Consider the following 21,809-nt stretch of genomic DNA (forward strand, 5'->3'; position numbering starts at 1 on the left):
TGTGAATTTCCTCCGGCTTTGTTTCATTTTCTCATCGGTTTAATGTCAAGTTACTAAACTTAACCGATGGCCTCAATTTTGGGGAGTATTACAAACAGCACCCCGATTAATGTCAAAAGAAGCGCGCCGGCGCCAGCTTCGTTGCTCGTAACTGCCAACGGCGGCGGATCGCCGGATTTTATGTGCAATGGAGCAGGAGTTCAATTGAATGCCTACACCGCCGAGCCCGGAACGCAGTTCGGAATATGGACGTCGAGCGACCCTGGAAATACGATTCTTAACTCAAATGGCGGAACCGCTTATTTCAATTCTTATGTTAACAATTGCTACGGTATCGACATTACCGTCAGCAACTGCTTTGGCTCGGTGCAGAAGGGGATCACGATATGTGTTGATAACTGCCTTACCGGAAAACCTGTTTATAAAGTATATCCAAATCCAGCCAGCGATATAGTGAATATCACATTCGACAAAGAATCTGATATGAGCCAATTGCCGCAATTCATTAAACTGTTCAGCGAAATCGGTGCAAAAGAAGTAAAGAATGTAGAGGCGGAGGAGCGCTATTCATCCGCTGATTTCCAAACAAGCAGAACGATTCCAATACCAGTAAATGACCTACTGAGAGGTGTTTATTACCTTAAAATGATGGACCGTGCAGGAAACGCGGAAACTGTGCGCATTGTAGTAGAATAAAGCTTTCCAGTTCAAAAATCGAAATGCCAAACGTTCCTCACTTCTTCACCTTATACCTCGCTCTCGCATAATACTTCAAAGTAGAAATCTTCAACTGCTTGTTCTTCAAAGCAATCAATTTATATTCCTTAAACTCCCCCTGTTTATCCAGAAACCCGACGATGCAGGATTCTTTCTCGGGCCCTTTTCGCACTTCTACTTTGGGCATAATGCCGAAATTCGGGATCGTCCGCGTGTCCTCGGCTTCCTGCACCATGTATTCAATCTTCATCAGGAATTTGAAAGTCCGCTTCGTTTCGTAGAAATCCACGGCAAGGCGCCAGTCGTTCAAATCGTCTTTTACTTTTTCGCTGTAACTCGCAATGGGGCTGTTTTCTACTTTTTCGCGGGTGAGCGGGATGGTGTCGTTGATAGCTTTGGAGGGGTCGCCGCCATTTGCCGCGGAGCTTTCGTCGTTGTTTTTGGGTTTGTTGCAGCACAATAGCGCCAAAAGGAGTAAAAAGCTGTAATGCTTCATGGAAAATCGCCGATGACGGCACCGGAGGATTTACCGATTTCACGGAGTGGTTTGCAGCGGAAAACGATTTCTTTCTTGCCGCAGAAAGCTTTATTAACCAAACCCCTGCCCGCGAATGCATTGAAGCGCTGGAAGCATCCGTGATCGTCTACATTTCCAGAGATGATTTATTCTCTCTTTATGAGCAAGAACCCCACGCGGCCAGTATCGGACGAATGATCGCAGAGCATTTCTGGCTTGCCCATTTACAACTACTACGTGAAATGCGAACATTATCCGCCCCGGAAAAACTGGAAGTATTTCGTTCACGCTCCGCGAACCTGTTCCAACGCGTCCCACAGAAGTACATTGCCTCGTATTTAGGCATTTCCGAAAACTACGTCAGCAAGCTCAAAGCCAGACGCTGAATTTTCTTCCTTTTTGCAGGTACGATCCTGTTTTATCCCAGAATGGGTGTGGATTGTTCTGTTTTTCTTTGTACAAAAAATATAAATAATATGAGAAAGATTATGCATGTAATTGGGTGTGGGGCTTCTGCCTTGTTTTGGGCCGTCGGGATGGCAAGAGGACAACCTCACGATGCTGTCACAAAGGCGAAGGAGTACATTGATCAAGACGTAAAACGGCATCGATGGGAGCTGAATGTGAATGCCGGTAATTTATTTAAGTTGGGTTACTCGGGCACCTATCAATATCCTTATCTGGTCAAGTGGAATTCAAGACGTCTGAAAGGTAACCATGGGCATGCTTGGAGAATTGCGGTAAGCCCGCAGTTGGGGAACCATGATACAGTGCCAGCGGATGACACTTTGCCTCAAGGATCTCGGGTATTTAACGACTATAATTTCAAACCCCTTTTTGCAATTGGACATGAATGGCAACGAATTCATGGCAGGACAATGCTATTCGGGGGAATTGACTTCGCAGGAGTGCTTAATTGGAGTAAGGGAACTGCTTATGACGCTCCCTCGCCTTGGGAAGGTGGAGCTTCGGGGAGGTCAGTTGTCCATTACCGAAGACACATCACTTGGCTCGCATCATTTCTGGGAGCCAAGATATACTTGAATCATCGGGTTTCGGTTTCGGTTGAAAGCCACGTTCAGTTCAGCCGGGGAATTGAAAGTTACAGGTCTTTATTCGACAATGAGTTCATTGCAAGAAGCAAACTCATCTGGAAGCTTGTTGAACCTGTGCCATGCTATTTCATTGGTCTTAGTTATAATCTTTAAAACACACGTCACTATGAAGGCAATTCAATTATTTATCCTCCATTTTATTTTTATTTTGTTGTCTGTGACCGTTCAGGCGGCTGTTGACCCGATTGTCTATATACAGGGTAATCGCGCAAGCTCGATATTTGATGGTATCGATTTTTATGGACTGGAGCCAAGTGGAGGTACTTATTATAATGAATATGTATATTATCCCACCGTAGTATTTGACCTTCAAAATACCAGCGTTCCACAAAATGCCGTACCAAGTTATGAATGGATCGTAACAGGCGGCACAGCCGTTAGTGCTAAAACAGTATCATATTTTAGTGCGAAATGGAACAACACTGTAAATTACAGCAGTGGTGTGCCGACAAAAACACTCCGCTTAAAAGTCACTTTTACTTGGACACCTAATGGAGGGAGTAAACAAACTAAAACTATCACCAGCGTCCGGGCTAATGGCGCCACTGAAGCGCAGCCTATCGAGGTGAAATACATTAGTGATCCTTCCACAATCACTTTTAATGGTTCGACACTTAGTAACAATAACACGCTTTCATACCCTTGCGGCGCAGAAAACGATTTCGATTCCCGCAGTTTCAACGGATCCGGGTGCGCCGGTTACTTATTATTTCTTTTATCCGAATGGTTGGACAGGACCGGCAAGTTCCAGTGTGCCATCAGTGACAGTCAACACGCATGTCAACCAGGGCGGCACAATTAAAGTAGAGGCGAAGCGAAATGACAGCAATAATTTTAGGACCAAGATTTCCATTACAATAACGAGGCCCATTCCAACCAAGCCTGTAATTAATTCACCGGACATATTATTATGTAGTCCCCAAACCATAACTGCCAGTGCAAGCAATGCTACAAGCTATAATTGGACTTCAAGCGGCGGAATTACGGCAAATTCTCCGGGTAACACCAATTCGGCACAAATCACCGGTGTGTCAGATGGAACAGTGATGGTCTCTGCCACTTCTTCGGTGTGTGCGATGACTACGGCAAGTAGCACGCCCAATAATGTAAAAAGAAGCGCCCCATTACCGGCATCCCTGCTCGTAACCGCAAACGGCGGCGGTTCTCCCGACTTCATGTGCAATGGCGCCGGTGTAATGCTCAACGCGTATACCGCAGAGCCGGGAACGCAATTCGGGATTTGGACATCCAGCGATCCGGGAAATACGATTCTTAATTCAAATGGCGGTAGCGCTTATTTCAATTCTTATGTAAATAATTGTTACGGCATAGACATTACCGTCAGCAACTGCTTTGGCTCGGTGCAGAAAGGCATTACGATTTGTGTTGATAACTGCGCAAAAGGAACACCGATATACAATGTATTCCCGAACCCCGCGAAAGACGAGGTGAAAATCAAGTTTGACAATGCGTACACCATAGAGCAATTGCCGCAGGTGGTGAGACTATTCAGTGAAGTTGGTGGAAAAGAAGTGAGAATGGTTCAGGCCGCAGAGCAATACGCAACTGCCGCTTTTGGCCAAGATAGGACCATTACAATACAAGTTAACGACCTACCGAGAGGAACCTACTATTTACAGTTCGTCAATCGGGCCGGCTCTCCCGAAAACGTGCGGCTTGTTTTGGAATGAACCAAAATTACACGCAAAGTGCCTAATTCTCTCCGTTCCTCACTTACTCACCTTATACCGCGCCCGGCCATAATACTTCAAAGTAGAAATCTTCAACTGCTTGTTCTTCAAAGCAATCAATTTATATTCCTTAAACTCCCCCTGTTTATCCAGAAACCCGACGATGCAGGATTCTTTCTCGGGCCCTTTTCGCACTTCTACTTTGGGCATAATGCCGAAATTCGGGATCGTCAGCGTGTCCTCGGCTTCCTGCACCATGTATTCAATCTTCATCAGGAATTTGAAAGTCTGCTTCGTTTCGTAGACATCCACGGCAAGGCGCCAGTCGTTCAAATCGTCTTTTACTTTTTCGCTGTAACTCGCTACGGGGCTGTTTTCCACTTTTTCGCGGGTAAGCGGGATGGTGTCGTTGATGGCTTTTTCAGGTTCGTCGCTGCTTGTGCTGTTTTCGCTGCTTTTTTCAGGTTTGTTGCAGCACAATAAGGCAAAAAGAAGTAAAAAGCTGTAATGCTTCATGGAAAATCGTTGAGGTTTGTTGATAGGCCTACCTGTTTGCAATATACCTTTGTTATTTGCATTAAAAGAAATATTTTACTCGATGCATTATAAAGAAATCATTACTAATCCCGCCTTTTGCACCCCTTAATCCACTATGGCATTAAACTATATTTTCGTTTCCTTCTTTGTCATCGCTTTTGTCATTGCCTTGTTGCAATTTGTTCTGACAGGCGATGTGCAAACATTCAAAGCCATCACCGAAGGAATGCTCGAAATGGCTAAAGTGGCGGTAATGGACATTGCATTGCCGCTTACGGGCGTCATGACGTTTTTTTTGGGTATTTTAAATGTGGGTGAAAAAGCAGGGATCATTCACGTGATCGCACGGTTTATCGGACCGTTTTTCAACAAGCTCTTTCCCGAAGTTCCCAAAGACCACCCCGCAAACGGCCAGATGATCATGAACTTCTCTGCCAATTTCCTGGGGCTCGACAATGCGGCGACGCCGTTTGGTTTAAAAGCCATGCAAAGCCTCCAGGAACTGAACCCAAGCAAGGACACAGCTTCCAATGCACAGATCATGTTCCTGGTGCTCCATACTTCGGGTTTGCAGATCATCCCGCTGTCTATCATTGCCCAACGCGCGATTCTGGGTGCCGAAAGTCCTTCTGATGTATTTATTCCCTGCGTAGTAGGTACGTATGTGACCACCGTTGTGAGCATGATCATCACAGCCGCATGGCAGAAGATAAACCTGTTCAACAGAACTGTAATGCTTGGTTTGGGCAGCGTTACAGCAATGATTGCATTGATATTATGGTACTTGTCGGGTTTACCCAAAGAGCAAATTGAAACGATTTCGATCCTGGCGGGGAATTCGGTGCTGCTGTTTGTGGTATCGGCATTTCTGGCTTGGGGAATGTACAAAAAAGTAAATGTATTTGATGCATTCATCGAAGGTGCAAAAGGCGGTTTCACGACTTCGGTGACAATCATTCCTTACCTGGTCGGCCTGCTGGTAGCGATCAGCGCATTCAGAAGCTGCGGGGCGATGGATTATCTGATCGACGGTCTAAAATGGATTTTTTCAACAACAGGCCTCAATACTGATTTTACCGATGCATTGCCGGTGGCGCTGATGAAACCGCTGAGTGGCAGTGGGGCACGTGCATTGATGATCGACGCGATGAAGGAATTCGGCCCCGATTCGTTCATCGGAAGATTGGTTTGTATTTTCCAGGGATCGGCAGACACTACATTGTACATTGTAGCGCTTTACTTCGGATCTGTAGGGATCAAGAATACCCGGTACGCGATCGTGGCGGGTTTGATCGCCGATTTGATCGGTGTGATCGCTGGAATATGGCTTGGTTACCTGTTTTTCCACTGATTCAAAGGTATTCGTGGGAAATCGCCCTTTACCACGGAAATGCAACCGTCCGTACCAAATGGATGGTCGCATTTTAAGCTAAGCACTAATATTGATTATCTAACTCTAAACCGCTTATGTTTCATTCTTTACGCTATTCCGCATTGATTTTGACACTGTTTTGTGGCATGACAGTCCCGGAAACCGTCAAGGCGCAGCAAAATGTGAGTCAACCGGCCAACACCTATTCGCTGGAAGATTGCATCCGGATCGCCCTTGAAACAAACCCGCAGATCAAGCAATCGGAAATTACGGTCAAAACCAACGGTAACACTTACGAGCAATCCAAATGGCAGCGGTGGCCAAGTATCAGTTTCAGCGCCAGCCAGGGTTTCCGTTCCGGTCGTAACATCGATCCCTTCACCAACCAGTTCGTACAGCAGAATGTAAGCTCCAATAACTATCAGCTCGGCGGACAGGTGACGCTTTTCAGCGGTTTCCAGATTACGAATAATATCAAATTCAATAACGCCAACTACCAGGCGAGCGCAAAAGACCTCGAAGCTACCCGCAATGATATTATGCTCAATGTGGCCTTAGCGTATTTGCAGGTTGTTACCAATGAGGAGCTGATCATCGTCGCACAACGCCAGGTGGATGCTTCCCTATTACAGGTTGAACGGACCGAAAAGCTCGTGCAGGCCGGTACGCTCGCGGAAAGCAATCTTCTTGATTTGAAATCGCAGCTGGCCAACGATGAACTGACCCTGGTAAATGCGCAGAACAATCTGGAAACGGCGAAACTGAACTTAAAGCAATTGATGAATATGCCCGGCAGCGAGGTGATCAATGTGGTGAAAATCGCGGTGAAGGACCCGACCATGCAGGCTTACGACGCCACTATTCAGGAGATTTATGAAACAGCATTGACCAACCTGCCGCAAATGAAGGCGGCTAATATGCGGATCGAAGCTTCAAAAATCAATGTAGATCTGGCGAAAGGTGCGGGAATGCCTACGCTTACCCTGAATGGCGGCGTGTATACCGCTTTTTCCAGCGCAGCCCCAAAGCAACGTTTCGTCGGCGACGGCTCCGGCAACACAACGATTGATGTCCCTTCGACAACCGACTACGTCATTATCGACAACAAGCAAGTCCCGATTGTACAGCGCGTCACAGCCCCGAACGGTTCCATTCAAAACTTCCGTTATTTCAACCAGCTCGACTTCAACCGCAACTCGGCGATCAACCTGAACCTGACGATCCCGATCTTCAACAATTTCAGGACGAAATACAATGTGGCCAACGCCAAATTGCAGCAACAAACATATGAATACCAGGCCCAGCAAGTGCAGCTCACCATTCGCAAGAATGTAGAACAGGCTTATATCGACATGACCAATTCGGCCAAGCGATACTCGGCAACGGTAAACCAGGTAAGGGCACTGACAGAAACGTTCCGTGTGTCGCAGGTGCGTTTTGATGTGGGCGCCATCAATTCGGTGGAATACAATATAGCCAAAGCCAACCTCGATCGTGCGAACGGCAACCTGGTTCAAACCAAGTACGACTATGTTTTCCGGACCAAAATCCTGGATTTTTACATGAACCGCCCGCTCTCCGACTTCTAGTATTCTCCATCATTTCAGTAACCAATCTTAAATCGTAATCAGGAAAATATGGCACGTAAATCTTCGAAACAGATCTGGTGGATAACGGGAGGACTCGTGGTGCTACTCGTTGGTGGTTTGTTTGGTGCCAAACAGGCTGGCTATATCGGTAAACCCAAAACGACGGAAGTTGAATATACGGTCGTCAAAAAATCGGACATCATCGAGCGGGTCAGCGCGTCGGGCAAGGTGCAGCCGGAAGTTGAGGTGAAACTCAGTCCTGACGTATCCGGTGAGATTATCGCATTGAATGTGGCTGAGGGTGACTCGGTGGTTAAAGGCCAGTTACTATTGAAAATCCGTCCGGATAACTACGAATCGCTGATGGCACGGGCGCAGGCCGCCGTGAATTCCAGCAAAGCTAATTACGAGCAGACGAAGGCCATGGTAGCCCAGTCGGAGGCGCGGTTGGTGCAGGCGAAAGCCAATTTTGAGCGAAATAAGAAGCTTTTTGCCGATAAGGTGATCTCGTCCGCTGATTTTGAACAGTTCTCTTCCACCTATGGCGTAGCGCAGCAAGATGTCGAGTCGGCCAAAGCCAACGTGGCAGCGGCACTTTACAATATCAAAAGCGCCGAAGCGAGCATGCGCGACGCGGCGGAGAACTTGCGGAAAACAAGCATTTTCGCGCCGGTTAGTGGCATTGTATCGTTATTGAATGTCGAAGCAGGCGAGCGCGTAGTAGGAACCTCGCAAATGGCCGGTACTGAAATGATGCGGATCGCCAACCTGGCCGACATGGAAGTGCGGGTGAATGTGAATGAAAATGATATTGTACGAGTATCTATTGGCGACACGGCGGAAATCGACGTGGATGCATATAGTTCGTCGGGCAGGAAGTTCACAGGCGTGGTGAAGGAAATCGCCAATACGGCTGCTGGCCTGGCATCAGCTTCGTCAACCACTTCATCGGCGGCGAGCACCTCAGCAGATGCGGTGACTGAATTTCAGGTCAAAGTCAAAATCCTGAATGAATCCTTTAAAGACCTCATGTCGAGCCGGTCGCGTAAATCATACCCATTCAAACCCGGAATGACGGCCTCCGTCGAAATCATTACGGAACGCAAAAACGGGGTTGTTTCAGTACCCATTGCGGCGGTGACGACCCGTGGCGGTGCGCAGCAGGTAATCCCAGGATCGGGCCCGGGCACGGATAACGGCCAGGCCGCGGAAGAAGATGATAAGAAGCCTAAAAAACAGGAAGTTATTAAAGAAGTCGTCTTCACCGATGTCAATGGCAAGGCGGAAATGAAGGAAGTGAAAACGGGTATCAGTGATTTTGAAAACATCGAAATCCTTTCCGGCCTGAAACCGGGTGACAGGATCATCTCAGGACCATATATAGCTGTATCCAAAAACCTCAACAACGGTGACCTGGTCGAAAAAAAGAAGGAAGAGCCGAAAAAAGATGGAAAAAAATCAAATGAAAACCCGAACTGATGCGTTGTAAAAAAGTAATAAGTTCGATTTAGTTTAGGTTAAAAAAGAAAATCCTTGCGGCTTTGCTGCAAGGATTTTTTATTTTGAGCGATTTTGGCCCCATATTTCAGCTAAATTCTGACATTACCTCCGGATGAGTTTATTCAATTATACCAAAATTGCAGTGATCGGCGGCGGAAGCTGGGCTACCGCGCTGATCAAAATCCTTTCCGAACAAAATAACGTGCAAATCCGCTGGTGGCTCCGAAACCAGAAGGACATCGACCATATCCGGAACTTCAACCACAATCCCAGTTATCTCAGCGATGTGGTACTTTCCCCAAAAAAGGTGAAGGTTTTTGAGAAAACCGTCGATGCGGTAAAAGGGGCCGACTACGTAATCCTCGCCGTTCCGGCAGCATTTATCCAGGAGTCTTTACAGCATTTATCAGCAAAGCATTTGCAGGGGAAGCGTATTGTTTCGGCCATTAAAGGCATGGTGCCAGAAAAAAATGCCCTGGTTACCGACTGGGTGGCCGATACTTTCGGCATTGAAATGAAAGATACCTGTGTAATCGCCGGCCCTTGCCATGCCGAAGAAGTTGCTTTGGAAAAACAATCTTACCTGACGATCGCTTCGACGGAATGCCCGGCAGCGGAAGATTTTGCGCAGCTCATGACTTGCCGCTATGTAACAGCCAATGCCGTGGACGATCTCTATGGCGTAGAATATGCCGCGATCATGAAAAACATTGTCGCAATGGCCTGCGGGATCACGCATGGGCTTGGGTATGGAGATAATTTTCAGGCCGTGCTGGTATCGAATGCTATGCAGGAGATCGGGCACCTCGTAACTGCCCTCGATCCGCGTGAACGGGATTTAAGCTCGTCGGCCTATTTAGGCGATTTGCTGGTGACGGCCTATTCGCAGTTCAGTCGCAACCGCTTGTTTGGGAATATGGTGGGACGTGGTTATAGCGTCAAAGCCGCTCAGCTCGAAATGAAGATGATCGCCGAAGGTTATTATGCCACCAGGAGTATCCATGAAATGAACAAGATTTATCACGTTAATTTGCCCATTACCAGTGCGGTATACAGTATTCTTTACGAAGAGCAAACGCCTGCCGCAATCATGAACGAGTTGAAGAAGCTGCTGAAATAATAGCCCTTTTTCGCCTGTTCAGGGTATTTTGCAAAACGTTCAACCTACATTAATCCATGCTACCAAATAGAAAGCAAGCCATTCAACTCGTGGCAACATTGCTGCTCGGCTCCACTGTGCTGACATCCTGCGGCTCTAAACAAACAGAAACGGCAGATGACAAAAAGCTCGATTCGCTCACCAGTGACAAGGAATTTGTCTTCGGCGATCAGAGACCGTTCCCGCAATGCCACGCCTCAACCCTAGTGCGCCTGGACGACGGGCAGTTTCTGATAGCATGGTTTGGCGGTACCGAGGAAAAGAACCCCGATGTCGGTATATGGCTTTCGAAAGGCAAACCCGGCCATTGGAGTGCTCCGATAGAAGTCGCTAAAATCCGCGAGGATGCGCATTGGAACCCAGTTTTGCAGAAAACGGCCGACGGTAAAGTGATTTTATATTTTAAGGTAGGAAAAGAAATAGCCCAATGGGAGACCTGGGTGAAAACTTCGTCAGACAACGGCGAAACATGGTCGGAAGCCTACGAACTTGTGAAGGGCGACAAAGGAGGCCGTGGTCCCGTCAAAGACAAGCTGATCGAACTCTCTAACGGCGACTGGCTGGCAGGTGCGTCCAACGAGGTAAATCGCTGGGAAGTTTTTGTGGACCGCAGCAATGACAAAGGCAAAACCTGGACAGCGAGCCCGTATTTTAAAATCGATACAACTGAAATCAAAGGCAAAGGCGCGATCCAGCCTACATTGTGGGAATCGGAGCCTGGGCAAGTGCATATGCTTGTGCGGACAACGGGTGGCGTGATCGGTCGCAGTGATTCCAAAGACAATGGTAAAACCTGGTCGACAATAAAAAAGACAGCATTACCTAATCCGAACAGCGGCATCGACCTCGCCAAGCTGACCGATGGGACATTGGTGCTTGCCTACAATCCTGATGACAACAACTGGGGCTCCCGTTCACCGCTTTCACTAATACTATCTTATGACGACGGCCAAAACTGGACCGACAAAATTGATATCGCGACCGGCAAAAAGGAAGATGAATACTCTTACCCGGCGGTGATCAGTTGGGGCGACTCGGTGGCAGTTACCTACACTTTTAACCGCCAAAAAATCGCATTCTGGACGGGTAGCAAGAAGGATATCGTCGATCTGGCTGCTAAAACCAAGGAATGACAATCAATAGCCCTGCAATTCGAGGTCGTAGGACTCCATCATTTCAACAGGTTTACCCATTTTTTTCTGGATGATTTTGAAATGGTGGACGTCTTCGGGGCAAATCAGGGATATCGCTTCGCCGGGGTTTTCGGCACGGCCCGTGCGGCCTATTCGGTGAACATAGTCTTTCGGTGATCTTGGCAATTCAAAATTGATCACAAAAGGCAGGAACTGGATGTCGATCCCTCTCGAAGCGAGGTCCGTGGCCACCATGACATTCAGCTTGCCGGATTTAAATTTATTCAAAGCCTCGGTGCGTGCACCCTGGCTTTTTTTACTATGCATCGCCATGGCGTCGATGCCGTTCTTTTTCAATTTTTCAACCAGATTATCGGCTGTGCGCGTCGCCGAAACGAATACCAGCACCTGTTTCATTTCCCGGGTTTTAATCAAATATCGCAGCAACGGTCCCTTGCGGTCCGGATCTACGAAATAGCCGGTTTGTTTGATCAGGTCAAGATTTTGCTCTTCCTCTTCAATTTCAATCCTGAGCGGGTTTTTGAGTTGGTTTTTATTGATTTTATCAACTTCGTCACCCAATGTTGCCGAGAACAGAATACTTTGACGATTTTTAGGCAACAGAAAAAAGATATCCCGCATTTCGTCGGCAAAACCCATATTCAACATTTTATCAGCCTCATCCAGCACCAGAATGCGGGTTTCCGATAAGCTGAGCGCTTTATACGAAATCAGTTCGAGCAGCCGTCCCGGCGTCGCTACCAAAATTTCCACGTTTTGCAATGCGATCATTTGCGGGTTAATGGACACGCCACCGAATACTGCCAGTGTTTTGACTTTCCGCGGCAACCTTTCGCCGAAAGTTTGGAATACAACTCCGATTTGAACAGCAAGCTCGCGGGTAGGAACCAGCACGAGGGCGGTAATATGCCGGTTCAGGGCTTGCGGCCTGTTCTGAAATGATTCCAGGATCGGCAGCACGAAGCTGGCCGTTTTACCCGAGCCTGTTTTGGCGATGCCTAATACGTCGTTTCCCTTCAAAATGGCCGGAATCGCCGCTTGCTGAATAGGGTAGGGCTGAGTATAATTCTGTTCAGCAATGGTTTTTAGTAATGGTTCGGACAATCCTAGCGATTGAAAGGAAGTTTCTGTCTCCGTCATGCGGTTTTTGGTTAATGATCGGTACAAAGATAGGACTACCCGTGCAAAAGCTACTTGTCGGAGCTATCAGCGAGAAATTTTCAGTCACCAGTCTTTCTATCAAATCATGTCATACAACCGCAGGGAGTTCCTTCAACAAATAGGTTTGGGAGCCTTACAATTGGGTGTGATCAGCGCCATTCCGGCGTCGGTATGGGCGTCGTCCCTCAGCTACGGACAATTGCCGAGGAGTTCGCCGGAGTCGCAGGGTATGTCGGCCAAAGGTATTCTGGACTTTGCTAATGCCATCGAAGCCGATCGCCTAAATCTGCACAGCCTGATGATCCTTCGTCAGGGAAAGGTCGTGGCCGAGGGCTGGTGGGCACCTTACGCACCGGATTTGAAGCATACGTTGTATTCGTTAAGCAAGAGTTTCACGTCTTCCGCCATTGGTTTCGCAGTGGCTGAGGGCAAACTAAAAGTGGATGATAAGGTCGTTTCATTCTTCCCGGAAGACAAGCCGGCTACGATAAGCACCAACCTCGCTGCCATGCGTGTGAGGGATTTGCTAAGCATGTCAACTGGTCATGACAAAGATACGACGGGCAAGTTAAGAGAATCGGGAGCCGATAATTGGGTAAGGGCTTTCCTTGCGCAACCAGTTGAGCATGAGCCAGGGACGTTTTTTGTATATAACAGCGGGGCGACCTACATGCTTTCCGCTATCATTCAAAAACTGAGCGGCCAGACGCTGCTTGAATATTTGAAACCACGTTTGTTTCAGCCGTTGGCTATTGAAGATGTTGACTGGGAGGTCGATCCAAAGGGCATTAATACTGGTGGTTGGGGATTGCGGGTGAAAACCGAGGATATTGCCAAATTTGGTCAGTTGTATTTGCAAAAAGGGGAATACAATGGCAAGCGTATATTGCCTGCAGCGTGGGTGGAAGAGGCGACGCGATCGCACATCATGTCCAAAGGCAGTAACCGCAAGCCGGAGGACGACGACTGGCAACAGGGCTATGGCTATCAGTTCTGGCGTTGCCGGAATGGTGCTTACCGCGGCGACGGCGCTTTCGGGCAATATTGCATTGTGATGCCCAAAGAAGATATGGTCGTTGCCATTACCAGCGAAACCGGCGATATGCAGGGTATTTTGAATCATGTCTGGAACCACATTTTACCAGCAGTGAAAGCTACCGGCGTTCCAACTGACAAAGATGTACAAGCGCAAATGCAGAAGAAGCTCGGTGCACTTGCATTACCGCTAACACCTGGAAAACCAGCGTCTGAGCTCGCATCGAAAATCAATGGCAAGAGTTTCAAGCTGGCCGAAAATGAATCAAAGATTAGTAAGGTCTCCTTTGAATTTGATAAAGGCTGGTGCCTGTTTCGGGTGACAGACGACAAGGGCGAACACCTTGTGGTAAATGGTTTAGGCAGCTGGAAAATTGGTTTAACCGATTTGTCGACTATGCCGCTTAAACTCGTACTAACCCCGGTACCCGGTGAAAAAAAGACAAAAATCGCCGCGAACGGCGCCTGGATCGATGACACGACTTTTGAAATGACCTGGCGTTTCATCGAAACCGCGCATTACGAAACAGTCCGGTGCAAATTTGAAGGCGATAATGTGCAGGTTGAATTTAAAAGGAGCCTGGCGATTATTGGAAATACCAAAGATCCAAGGCCGGTTCTGAGCGGGAAGGTGGTGGCTTGATCGTCAGCCATTACATTTATACAATCACTTAAACACAACACACTATGAGAGAATACATGAATTAGTAAAATCAAATTGGCAATGGGTGGTAAAAGTAAGCACGAGGATAAAGCCAGGGAAGAGAAGACCGATACTACCGAATATCATCATTAACCATCAAAACCTTAACAAAAACCACTTTATGAAAAAGAACATTTTTCTGGCCATGTTGATGACCCTTATTGCATTCGGTGCGAATGCGCAGAAATTCAGAGGGCTGGATAAAAGTCCCCGCGACATTGCGTACTTCCCGGATCATTTTGCGCATGATCGGAAGGAAGGCGAGAAAGCATTGGTAAGGGTGTCGTATAGCCGTCCTTTTTTGCAAGGCCGCGAGATCTTTGGTAAAAAGGAGCCTTTTGGCAAAGTATGGCGACTGGGTGCGGATGAATCTACGGAAATCAAATTTTACCAGGATGCCACTTTCGGAGGCAAAAAGGTGAAAGCCGGCACCTACTCATTGTTCGCGATCCCGAATGAAAAGGAGTGGACAATCATTCTTAGTTCCGATCTTGATTACTGGGGCGCTTTCAAATACAAGGAAGCAAGCGACGTGCTGCGTGTGACGGTGCCAGTGAAAAAAGCAGATGCGCCCATCGAAAACTTTTCGATAGTATTTGAGAAGGTTTCAGACAATGCGGCGAAGATGTTTCTCGGTTGGGAAACCACCATTGTGGAAGTGCCTGTTTCTTTCTGAAACCCAAAGTGGCATAGTTCTTTCCCGCAATGATGTCTTCACCAATGCATGAAAGTCATGGCGGATATCAATGATGAGATTGAACAGTTTTTTGAAGCATATGAAAAGCGCTTCGCCGAGGGCCTTGCAGGTACTGCCGTAGCAGAAGAGACGGCAAAGGTTTTCGCAGATTTCTTCGTAGAAGCGAGCCCGCAAGGAATTACAGGTGGTAAAAATGACCAGAGTTTTCTGGATGCCGTTCCGCAAGGGTACGACTTTTACCGCTCCATCGGCATCACCAAAATGGAGATCAGGCAGCTGGATATTACCGAGCTGAATGAGCTGCATTATATGGTGGAGGTTTACTGGGAGTCGTTCTACGAAAAGGATGGCGAACCCGATTCCATCGAATTCAGCGTGATTTACTTATTGCAGCATTTGAACGGCGCATTGAAGGTGTTCGCGTACATTACCGGCGACGAGCAGGCCGTTTTGAGAGAGCGCGGACTGATTTAACCGGTCCATATTGGCATTATTATTTAGAAAGCTGGTTGGGAAATCAAAGCTCCCGATCAGCTTTTTACATTAATATTCATCAATATGACCAAAAATCATCTGACTATTATTGGTATGCTGGCCTTGGCGACTATCTGGGGCTGCAATTCCGGCAATAAGGAAAAGGAAGAGGTTACGCAAAGCCGTCCCGATTCCGTGGTTACTGTTACCGACAGCCTTACACTACCCGCGCCGTTCGCGACCGAATCTGTGGAGAACAGTCCCGAGGAGGCTGGTTGGCCGGAAGGAAAGACGCCCGTAGCGCCAGAAGGTTTCGTCGTTACAAAATTTGCCGACAAGTTTGAAGGCCCGCGCTGGACTTACATTGCGCCCAATGGCGATATATTCGTAGCCGAATCGGGTACAAAAAAGAGCGCTGACAGGATCACGCTTTTACGCGATGTGAACAAGGACGGGACGCCCGAAATGCGGGAAGTTTTCATGGAAAAGCTCAATAAACCGCTCGGAATGCTGGTTTTGGAAAACTATTTCTATGTAGCCAACACCGACGGGCTTTACCGATATCCTTACAAAGCAGGCGAGACAAAAATTACTTCCAAAGGCGAGAAAATAGTGGATTTGCCAGCTGGCGGTTATAATAATCATTGGACGCGCAACCTACTTGCCAATGCGGATGAAAGTAAAATTTATATTTCAGTCGGTTCCGCGAGTAATGTGGCCGATCACGGAATTGACGAGGAAAAGCGTCGGGCGAATATTCTCGAAATAAACCCGGATGGTACTGGTGAGCGGGTTTTTGCAAGCGGTCTGCGAAATCCGGTCGGTATGGACTGGGCGCCGGGATCCAATGCGCTCTGGACCGCCGTGAATGAAAGGGACAAACTCGGTGACGACCTCGTTCCCGATTACATCACAAGCGTAAAGGATGGCGGCTTCTACGGCTGGCCTTATGCTTATTTTGGTCAAAATGAAGATCCCAGAAGAAAAGGTGAGCGCCCCGATCTCGTGGCGAAGACGATCGTTCCCGACGTTCCGGTCGGATCGCATACCGCATCATTGGGGCTAGCGTTTTATGATAAAAACAAATTTCCTGCCAAATACCGCAATGGCGCATTTGTGGGACAGCACGGCTCCTGGAACCGTTCGGCGCTATCGGGATATAAAGTAGTTTTTGTCCCATTCAAAAATGGAAAGCCGTCGGGTAAGCCAGAGGATTTTCTGACCGGTTTTGTGGAGAGCGAGAAGAAAGTTTATGGCCGTCCAGTGGGAGTGACGGTGATGGAGGATGGGTCGCTGCTGGTAAACGACGACTCAGGTAATGTCATTTGGCGCGTTACTGCCAAATAGCATCATAGCCTATGGAGATAGAATAGCGGCCGGGTGCATAACAAGGCCGCTATTTGTATGTTGTGAAGAAAATCTTCAAAAGTTTTTATGATTTAATTTGGAAAAATATACCAATCAGTATATTTTTGTCCTGTGAATTTCAATTCGCAAAACGCAACCGGCGAAACCCGGTTTTAATTTCCAAAATTAATATACCGATTGGTATATTTTAAATTATAACTGCAATGAAAACTACTGGAAATACCATACTGATCACCGGCGGAAGTGCCGGCATTGGCTTCGAATTCGCGAAAGCATTTTCTGCAAAAGGTAATCACGTCATTATCACAGGTCGAAACGAAGAGAGATTACAAAAAGCGGCCGCGCAATTGAGCAATGTTACACCGATCGTTTACGATGTGGTAGACAAAAAAGCGACCGACGAATTTGTGGCACGTCTTGAAAATGAATTCCCAGACCTGAATGTGGTGATCAACAATGCGGGTAAAGCGTCATATTACTTTCTTGATGGAGCAGAAGATGCGGCTACATTGGCCGAGGAAGAGATCACGACCAACTATCTTTCTATTATCCGCCTGAACCAGAAACTGCTTCCACTGCTTCAAAAAGCCGACGAAGCTGCTATTGTGACAGTTTCGAGCATTGCCGGCCTGGTACCGAACCACCGCCTGGCAACTTACGCTGCCAGCAAAGCCGCATTGCATTCATACACTCAGTCGCTACGCATTACGCTCGGTCAATCGACCAACATCAAAGTGTTTGAAATCCTGCCTCCACTGGTGGATACCGAATTTTCGGCTGAAATAGGCGGTGCTACAAATGGTATCCCTCCGAAACAAGTAGCCGATGAGCTCGTGGAAGCATTTGAAAACAACACCTATGAAGTTTTGACAGGCCGTACGGCAGATGTTTTTCAACTCTTTTTGAGTTCTCCCGCCGCAGCATTGCAAGCCATGAACCCTGGCGTACAGTTGCAAGAAGCATGAAATGTAACCGATAAGTATTAACTGGTAGGCACATAAAATTACAACCGAGATGAGACAGAAAATCGCATTTGCCATGATCATGGGCATCATCACCACAGGCATAATTTCCTTTACTTTGATTTCTTTAAATATTGGATTTGTTGCCAATTTTTTGGTGATTTGGCTCAAATCTTGGAGCATGTCCTACCTGATCGTTATCCCGGCAATCCTGCTGATTGGCCCAAAGGTGCAAAAACTGGTGGACGATATGTTCAAAGATACACTGACTCAGGAGGTTGACTAACCTCTTCTGACGTCTTGCATCATTAATCAAACCTTATGAAAAGAGTAGTTGTAACTGGCCTGGGCGTCATATCCCCGCTGGGGAATTCTGTGGAGGAGTTCTGGCAAAATATTGTAGATGGTAAAAGCGGTGCTGCTACCATTACGAAAATGGATGTTTCTAAATTTAAAACTCAGTTCGGTTGCGAAGTAAAGAACTTCAATCCCGAAGACTACATTGAGAAAAAGGAGATCAAGAAATTCGACCTTCACACGCAGTATGCCATTGCGGCGTCCGACACGGCGATCAAGGACGCCGGTCTGGATTTTGCGAATATCGATGTGACGGACCGTTATGATATGGGTGTGATCTGGGCGACCGGAAACGGAGGGATGGGAACTTTTGAAGACCAGTTGATGGAATTCCATGCATCGGGAGGTGTGCCGCGTTTCAGTCCTTTCTTTATTCCTAAAATGATCGTGGACATTGCCGCAGGGGTGATCTCGATCCGACACAAGCTGCATGGTCCCAACTATTGTACAGTTTCTGCCTGTGCATCGTCCAACACCGCGTTGATCAGCGCATTCGATACCATCAGGATGGGCAAGGCCAAACTGATGGTAGCCGGCGGCTCCGAAGCGGCGATTATTTACTCCGCATTGGGCGGTTTTAGTGCGGCACAAGCATTGTCAAAAAGGAACGACGACCCTGCTACGGCTTCGCGACCATTCGATAAGGACCGTGATGGTTTCGTGATGGGTGAAGGCGCAGCGGCTCTGATCCTGGAAGATCTCGAATATGCCAAAGCAAGAGGTGCCAAAATCTACGCCGAAATTGTCGGTGGCGGTATGGCGGCAGATGCTTATCACCTGACGGGTACGCCTCCGGATGGAATGGGTGCTGCGCTGGGTATGAAAAAGGCGTTAAATGAAGCAGGCATTACCCCTGACCAGATAGATTACGTGAATGCGCACGCCACGTCGACGGGATTGGGAGATATGAGTGAGCTGCATGGCATGAAAACGGTATTTGGCGACCATCCGGTGGCGATCAGCGCTACCAAATCCATGACAGGCCATTTATTGGGCGCGGCGGGAGCCCTTGAAAGCATCGTTTGCGCTCTGGCGGTGCAGAATGACGTTATTCCGGGTACCATCAATACCGAAAACCTCGACGAGGCTATTCCCGAAGGTATGAATATCGTTTTAGGCAAATCGTTGAACCAGACTGTGAATTACGCGCTGAACAACACCTTCGGTTTCGGAGGGCACACAGCGACCTCTATATTCAAAAAATACACGGAGTAGGGCATTGCCTTACTCCGTGATTCCTAAAAGGACTTCTACAACCCCGTTTTCATCGTTGCTTTTGGCGATGAAACGGGCTATTTTTTTGATATCCGGGTGCGCATTCGCCATGGCGTAGGAGTAATGCGCTTTTTGGAGCATTTCAAAGTCGTTCAGATAATCTCCGAAAACCATCGTCTGTTCCGCTGTAATGTTGAATTTTTCCTGCAAAACTTCCATTGCCCGGCCCTTGTTGGCTTTTTTGTGTGAAATGTCTAGCCATATGGGCCCCGAAACTTTTACCTGCAGGGCTTCTTCATATTTTTTATAATGCGGATAACTGTTCGCCTCCGAGCCTGCCAGGTCGCATAATGTGAATTTCAGGAACTGGTCATCTGTGATTTCCAGCAAATCTTCTACGACCTCATATCTTTCAAAATAGAGTTTAAGGTGATTGATAAATTCCTCGTCGTTATTCTCCACATACGCCTTTTTCTTTCCGCAAATGATCGGATAGGTGTTTTTGATCTCCCTCGCGATCACAATTAGCTCGCGGGTAATCTCCGGGTCGATCGCCTGAATGTGGATTTCCTCGTCTTTAAAAACGACATAGCTGCCGTTTTCCGCAGCAAAAATCACTTCGTCTTTTACAGCATCGAGGGTTTTGGCAAGATTGAAATACTGTCGGCCACTCGCTGCCACAAAAATGATCCCGTGTTCTTTTAATTTTCTGAAAACTGGAAAAAACGATTCGTGGATTTCGTGTTTGGAGTTTAAAAGCGTACCGTCCATATCGGTAGCCACCAGCCGGATGTCAGAAAATGTCATGCTTAATTTAAGTATTGTCTTACTAATCAAGTCAAATAAGCCGGCTATGGTTCCTCTTTTATTGCAATTTTGACAATTAAGAGAACCCGCTGAGAACCGCCCGCATATTTTAGCTGTTACGAATCCATCACCACAACGTTACGCGGCCTCTGATGAAATTTTCCAAATACTACCTTACCGCATTCATTTCGTTCGTCATCTGGGGATTTTTCAGCCTGGCCCTCAAACCGCTGAAAGGTTATCCCTCGCTCGACATCCTTTTTTACCGCGTTTTCATGTGTGCGGCCCTGATGGCGGTAATCAGCCTTCTCGTGCGGATTAAGGTATTAAAGGAAAGCATTGCGGCATTCAAAGCGATGCCGGTGGCGCGGAAACGGCAGGTTGCATTCCTCACATTGGGCGGCGGCGTATTGCTGACGGCCAACTGGTTTTTCTTTATTTATGTGATGAACCACATCAGCGTGAAAGCGGCGTCATTCGCCTACCTCGTATGCCCGATCATGACGACCGTCATCGCATTCTTCGTCCTCAATGAGAAACTGAGCAAATGGCAATGGACAGCCGTGTCGCTTAGTGTGGTAAGTTGTCTTTTGCTGTCTTTCAATAATATATCCGATATTTTGTACAGCCTGATCGTCGCGGCGTCCTATGCATTCTACCTCGTAAGCCAACGCAAAAACACCGGTATCGACAAGTTTCTGGTGCTAACGGTGCAGATCATTTTTTCGGCGTTACTATTGTTGCCTTTTTATCCAGGATACAGCGCGGCTTTGCCTACCGAGCCAATGTTTTATTTGCTGATCACCCTGATAGCCGTCGTTTTTACGATCTTGCCGCTGTTCATGAACCTGTATGCATTACAGGGCGTAACGTCTTCTACAATGGGGATTTTGTTGTATATCAATCCATTGATGAACTTTGCTATTGCATTGTTCTACTTCCATGAACCGATCGACAGCATTCAGATCACGTCTTACTCGCTGATCCTGTTATCGATCGTCATATTCAACGAGCGGTTTATTTTCGGAAGAAACCGCACCGCAGTTGCCTGATTTACAGTACGCTGCAGAGCGGATGAAACCGCCGAAATGTAAATGGTCAGCGATGGTTTCATAGCCGTTTTCATTAAAGTGCCGGTGCATTTCGGGCAGCTTGTCGGCTTCCACGTGACTAATGTTTTTGAAAAAAATATACATCGATCGGAGCAATGCTTTTTGCCAGAGACGGTTAATCCCATGATCTATATGGAAGTCCGTAAATAGCCACAATCCGTTCTTTTTCAGCATTATATTCATTTTTTGAAACACTTCGGCAGCGCGTATCGTACTGAAATTGTCGAAAAGAAATGGCGTCATCGTTGCATCGTAAGCTATGGCTGCGTGATGGTCTTCAATGGCAGTATGAATAAACCTGACCTGATTAGCTTTGCAATCCCGCTTTCTGGCCAGATCCAGCATGTTAGTGGAGATTTCCACATAATCAATGAACAGCCCCGACGGGTAGATTTTTGCTATTTCTTCCAATATCCATCCCGTGCCTCCTCCTACGATAAGAATTCGCGTGTGCGGCTTAATATGCCGCAACAATGACTGCTGCGCCCGCACGATAGACTTCCCGAAAACCAACCTGCTTAGTAGGTCGTAATTGGATGCGATACGGTCGTAGTTGTTCAGCATGGC

At 47.4% G+C, this 21,809-nt stretch carries 23 protein-coding genes; 18 read left to right on the plus strand and 5 right to left on the minus strand.

The genetic code is table 11. The features are described 5' to 3' along the window. Window positions 1-66 precede the first annotated feature (66 nt). Window positions 67-696: a T9SS type A sorting domain-containing protein gene (locus LZD49_RS07300; RefSeq protein WP_234666686.1), complete on the plus strand. Its 630-nt coding sequence runs from the start codon at window positions 67-69 to the stop codon at window positions 694-696. 37 nt (window positions 697-733) lie between these two features. Here the strand turns inward: LZD49_RS07300 and LZD49_RS07305 are convergent, their stop codons facing one another. Then, window positions 734-1,213 (minus strand): hypothetical protein, encoded by a 480-nt coding sequence (locus tag LZD49_RS07305; protein ID WP_234666687.1) that lies wholly within the window; start codon window positions 1,211-1,213, stop codon window positions 734-736. Window positions 1,214-1,476: 263 nt separating this feature from the next. On the opposite strand from LZD49_RS07305, the gene LZD49_RS07310 reads away from it, so the two are divergent. From LZD49_RS07310 to LZD49_RS35785, 4 genes are all read left to right on the plus strand, one after another. Beyond that, entirely contained in the window at window positions 1,477-1,620 is a 144-nt protein-coding gene (locus tag LZD49_RS07310) for a hypothetical protein (protein ID WP_234666688.1), read from the plus strand. A gap of 90 nt (window positions 1,621-1,710) precedes the next feature. Next, the gene (locus LZD49_RS07315; protein WP_234666689.1) at window positions 1,711-2,442 is read left to right on the plus strand and encodes a hypothetical protein; all 732 of its coding nucleotides are present in this window, start codon (window positions 1,711-1,713) and stop codon (window positions 2,440-2,442) included. A gap of 13 nt (window positions 2,443-2,455) precedes the next feature. Then, window positions 2,456-3,151 carry a hypothetical protein gene (locus tag LZD49_RS07320; protein ID WP_234666690.1) on the plus strand — a complete coding sequence of 232 codons (696 nt, stop codon included), beginning with the start codon at window positions 2,456-2,458 and terminating at the stop codon, window positions 3,149-3,151. Continuing rightward, window positions 3,111-4,040, plus strand: coding sequence for a T9SS type A sorting domain-containing protein (locus LZD49_RS35785; RefSeq protein ID WP_234666691.1), 930 nt, complete (start codon window positions 3,111-3,113; stop codon window positions 4,038-4,040). Before LZD49_RS07320 ends, LZD49_RS35785 begins: the two co-directional genes overlap by 41 nt. 39 nt (window positions 4,041-4,079) lie before the next feature. Here LZD49_RS35785 and LZD49_RS07330 read toward each other — a convergent pair whose 3' ends face one another. Then, window positions 4,080-4,556, minus strand: coding sequence for a hypothetical protein (locus tag LZD49_RS07330; RefSeq protein WP_234666692.1), 477 nt, complete (start codon window positions 4,554-4,556; stop codon window positions 4,080-4,082). Between the two features lie 136 nt (window positions 4,557-4,692). Between LZD49_RS07330 and LZD49_RS07335 the strand changes: the two genes are divergently transcribed. The 5 genes from LZD49_RS07335 to LZD49_RS07355 all read left to right on the plus strand — a co-directional run bounded on the left by LZD49_RS07335 (window position 4,693) and on the right by LZD49_RS07355 (window position 11,330). Next, window positions 4,693-5,928 carry a nucleoside recognition domain-containing protein gene (locus LZD49_RS07335; RefSeq protein ID WP_234666693.1) on the plus strand — a complete coding sequence of 412 codons (1,236 nt, stop codon included), beginning with the start codon at window positions 4,693-4,695 and terminating at the stop codon, window positions 5,926-5,928. Window positions 5,929-6,044: 116 nt separating this feature from the next. Next, window positions 6,045-7,538 (plus strand): TolC family protein, encoded by a 1,494-nt coding sequence (locus LZD49_RS07340; RefSeq protein WP_234666694.1) that lies wholly within the window; start codon window positions 6,045-6,047, stop codon window positions 7,536-7,538. 48 nt (window positions 7,539-7,586) lie between these two features. Further along, the gene (locus LZD49_RS07345) at window positions 7,587-9,017 is read left to right on the plus strand and encodes an efflux RND transporter periplasmic adaptor subunit (protein WP_234666695.1); all 1,431 of its coding nucleotides are present in this window, start codon (window positions 7,587-7,589) and stop codon (window positions 9,015-9,017) included. 133 nt (window positions 9,018-9,150) lie between these two features. After that, the gene (locus LZD49_RS07350) at window positions 9,151-10,158 is read left to right on the plus strand and encodes an NAD(P)H-dependent glycerol-3-phosphate dehydrogenase (protein WP_234666696.1); all 1,008 of its coding nucleotides are present in this window, start codon (window positions 9,151-9,153) and stop codon (window positions 10,156-10,158) included. A 56-nt stretch (window positions 10,159-10,214) separates the two neighbouring features. Then, window positions 10,215-11,330 carry an exo-alpha-sialidase gene (locus tag LZD49_RS07355; RefSeq protein ID WP_234666697.1) on the plus strand — a complete coding sequence of 372 codons (1,116 nt, stop codon included), beginning with the start codon at window positions 10,215-10,217 and terminating at the stop codon, window positions 11,328-11,330. Between the two features lie 3 nt (window positions 11,331-11,333). Here LZD49_RS07355 and LZD49_RS07360 read toward each other — a convergent pair whose 3' ends face one another. Next, window positions 11,334-12,491: a DEAD/DEAH box helicase gene (locus tag LZD49_RS07360; RefSeq protein WP_234666698.1), complete on the minus strand. Its 1,158-nt coding sequence runs from the start codon at window positions 12,489-12,491 to the stop codon at window positions 11,334-11,336. A gap of 106 nt (window positions 12,492-12,597) precedes the next feature. Between LZD49_RS07360 and LZD49_RS07365 the strand changes: the two genes are divergently transcribed. From LZD49_RS07365 to fabF, 7 genes are all read left to right on the plus strand, one after another. Then, entirely contained in the window at window positions 12,598-14,190 is a 1,593-nt protein-coding gene (locus tag LZD49_RS07365; RefSeq protein ID WP_234666699.1) for a serine hydrolase, read from the plus strand. A gap of 181 nt (window positions 14,191-14,371) precedes the next feature. Beyond that, window positions 14,372-14,926 (plus strand): DUF2911 domain-containing protein, encoded by a 555-nt coding sequence (locus LZD49_RS07370; protein WP_234666700.1) that lies wholly within the window; start codon window positions 14,372-14,374, stop codon window positions 14,924-14,926. Between the two features lie 57 nt (window positions 14,927-14,983). Further along, on the plus strand, window positions 14,984-15,421 hold the full coding sequence (locus LZD49_RS07375) for a hypothetical protein (protein WP_234666701.1): 438 nt from the start codon (window positions 14,984-14,986) through the stop codon (window positions 15,419-15,421). Between the two features lie 84 nt (window positions 15,422-15,505). Further along, window positions 15,506-16,768 carry a sorbosone dehydrogenase family protein gene (locus LZD49_RS07380; protein WP_234666702.1) on the plus strand — a complete coding sequence of 421 codons (1,263 nt, stop codon included), beginning with the start codon at window positions 15,506-15,508 and terminating at the stop codon, window positions 16,766-16,768. Window positions 16,769-16,992: 224 nt separating this feature from the next. Next, entirely contained in the window at window positions 16,993-17,754 is a 762-nt protein-coding gene (locus LZD49_RS07385) for an SDR family oxidoreductase (RefSeq protein ID WP_234666703.1), read from the plus strand. A gap of 49 nt (window positions 17,755-17,803) precedes the next feature. Continuing rightward, complete coding sequence (locus tag LZD49_RS07390) at window positions 17,804-18,037, plus strand: DUF2798 domain-containing protein (RefSeq protein WP_234666704.1); 234 nt, start codon at window positions 17,804-17,806, stop codon at window positions 18,035-18,037. Between the two features lie 35 nt (window positions 18,038-18,072). Next, window positions 18,073-19,323: a beta-ketoacyl-ACP synthase II gene (fabF, locus tag LZD49_RS07395; protein WP_234666705.1), complete on the plus strand. Its 1,251-nt coding sequence runs from the start codon at window positions 18,073-18,075 to the stop codon at window positions 19,321-19,323. A gap of 9 nt (window positions 19,324-19,332) precedes the next feature. Here the strand turns inward: fabF and LZD49_RS07400 are convergent, their stop codons facing one another. Beyond that, complete coding sequence (locus LZD49_RS07400) at window positions 19,333-20,130, minus strand: HAD family hydrolase (RefSeq protein WP_234666706.1); 798 nt, start codon at window positions 20,128-20,130, stop codon at window positions 19,333-19,335. 152 nt (window positions 20,131-20,282) lie between these two features. Between LZD49_RS07400 and LZD49_RS07405 the strand changes: the two genes are divergently transcribed. Further along, window positions 20,283-21,182: an EamA family transporter gene (locus tag LZD49_RS07405; protein WP_234666707.1), complete on the plus strand. Its 900-nt coding sequence runs from the start codon at window positions 20,283-20,285 to the stop codon at window positions 21,180-21,182. Here the strand turns inward: LZD49_RS07405 and LZD49_RS07410 are convergent. After that, a complete protein-coding gene (locus LZD49_RS07410; protein WP_234666708.1) occupies window positions 21,120-21,806 on the minus strand; it encodes a class I SAM-dependent methyltransferase in 687 nt (228 codons plus the stop codon). The genes LZD49_RS07405 and LZD49_RS07410 overlap by 63 nt on opposite strands. Window positions 21,807-21,809: the final 3 nt, after the last annotated feature.

The organism is Dyadobacter sp. CY261 (assembly GCF_021440085.1).
In the GTDB taxonomy this organism is placed as follows: Bacteria; Bacteroidota; Bacteroidia; order Cytophagales; family Spirosomataceae; genus Dyadobacter.